Annotated in this window: 2 protein-coding genes and 1 pseudogene; 1 reads left to right on the top strand and 2 read right to left on the bottom strand. The window is 47.0% G+C overall.

The window, feature by feature from the left end; genetic code table 11:
- Nucleotides 1-143: 143 nt before the first annotated feature.
- Nucleotides 144-437: pseudogene (locus PX481_RS29665) on the top strand (RNA-guided endonuclease TnpB family protein); the annotation flags it as partial.
- Between the two features lie 168 nt (nucleotides 438-605).
- Here PX481_RS29665 and PX481_RS10050 read toward each other — a convergent pair.
- Both PX481_RS10050 and PX481_RS10045 read right to left on the bottom strand, forming a co-directional pair.
- Nucleotides 606-1,826: an efflux RND transporter periplasmic adaptor subunit gene (locus PX481_RS10050; RefSeq protein ID WP_288094521.1), complete on the bottom strand. Its 1,221-nt coding sequence runs from the start codon at nucleotides 1,824-1,826 to the stop codon at nucleotides 606-608.
- A gap of 43 nt (nucleotides 1,827-1,869) precedes the next feature.
- Nucleotides 1,870-1,957 (bottom strand): DUF4327 family protein (locus tag PX481_RS10045; protein ID WP_288094522.1); only part of this gene is annotated, 88 nt, incomplete at its 5' end.

The raw sequence follows: 1,957 nt of genomic DNA, 5'->3' as shown, positions 1-1,957 counted from the left end.
GACTTTCAAAAACCTTGCATTATCCTTCTTGTGGTACATCGCTTGGTACAAAAAACAAGGGCAACAAAGCCTGAAACGACCGACTCCTGACGACCGGCTACTGACTCCTACCCCCAGGAAAAACTTTTTCAGCAGACCCTATTTATAAATGTCGATTAGCGGGAATCTCTGTGATTATTCAAGAAGAATCCTATACCTCTGTTGCTAATTTTTTAAATTTAGAGCCGCTACCAGTGTATGGAGAAACAACTGAAAGGCCAGTGTTTTCAGGAAAAAGAATTTCGCGAGGATTATATCGCACAGATAAGGGGATTCTGGTTCAATCTGATGTCATGGGTTCCTACAACATTTTGCGAAAAGCATTCCCAAATGCGTTTAACCGCTATGGGATAGAGAGGTGCGTAGTTCACCCAAGGAGAATTAATCTCTCGAAGTAAAAGTGAAAGGAATTTCTGAAATGGAATTCAGTCTGTCTATATTTGACTATACTTTTACTAACTAAGCTAAACGGCGCTTAACCTGCATGATCCAACAGCTATAACCCTTTTGGAGTCTATATCGGTGATCCGAAGTAAAAGCCGTTTAGCTTATCTCCAATGGTTTACTCAAGGATTACTGAGGATACTGACCCGGACTTTTTCCCCATTTTGCAAAGGTTTACTACTATTAACGACGAAACGCTCCCCCGGTTCGAGTCCAGTGATAATTTCTACTTGACCGTCAAGCGCTTGACCGAGACGAACGGGACGTTTTTCCACTTGCGAGTTAGACTCGGAAAGGACGAAAATGGCCGAGGATTCCCCCTGACCGACAATTGCCGTTTCGGGAACAATCACCTGAGGGGCAGAATTATTATTAAACCGTACCCGGGCCAATAATCCCCCTTTGATTAAACCATCCCCATTGGGTAGAGCAATCTCCACGGGAATCCGCCGGGCCGTGCCTTGGCTCAGGGGAAAAATCCTGGTGATGCGACCGGAAAAATTTCTCTCACCGAAAGCATCAAGGCTGACATTAACCTTTTGTCCTAAATTAATCGTTTTTAAATCCAATTCCGATAATAATACTACCACCTTGACCTGTTGAAAATCGCCAATTTTGAGGACTTCATCGCCGATACTGACTAAATCCCCCGGCTCTTTCAGTTTTTCGATCACTATCCCCGTCGCTGGTGATTTAAGAATAGCGTAGGCCTGACGTTGTTGTTCCTGAGCGATGACCGATTTTTGGGCGGCAATTCTGCCGATAATTGCCGCCACCACCTGTTCCTCGACTTTAATTCTCGATCTCGCGCTATTAACGGCTTTTAAAGCCACTGCCGCCGCGGTTTGGGCTGTTTCGCCCTGTTGCAGGGGAATCGCCCCTTCTAGGGCTAATTTTTGCAGGCGCTCGCCATCATTTTTGGCCTGTTGGTATTGTAGTTGTAGGCGCTCCACTTCAATTTCAGCGTTACTGACTTCAATTCTCGCCCGCGCTAATTCCGCTTCTAGGGCCGACAGGGCGGATTTTTCTTGCCGGACAACGGTGGCAAGGAGACGATCATCAACATGAGCGAGGATTTGTCCTAATTGCACCTCATCTCCCACATCGACGACGAGATTAAGTAACTGACCAGTGGCTTGCGATCGCAGGGAAACGACTTTTAAAGGTCGGGTAGTTCCCGTGTAATCAAGATTGCGTCCGATGGTTGCCAGTTTAGCGGTGGTGACGTTGACGGTAGTAGTACGGGCCGCTGGTGGCGGTGGTTGGGTTTCTGTCCTGGGAGAACAACTCGCGCTTAAGGATAAGATAACCAGAGCGGAAAGGATAATCGGAGTCGATCCCATGGCGATAATCTTGGTAGAAAGCTGCTTTTGAGTCGATGGTCGCTTATTCTTCGTCCCAAGCTTCTACCGCTACCACTTCGCTGAGAGGATCTTGCATGGAGAAACCGAAATCGAGCAACTCCTGCTTCCAG

The organism is Microcystis sp. M53603_WE2 (genome assembly GCF_030065435.1).
This window is presented reverse-complemented; position numbering and strand designations above follow the sequence as displayed.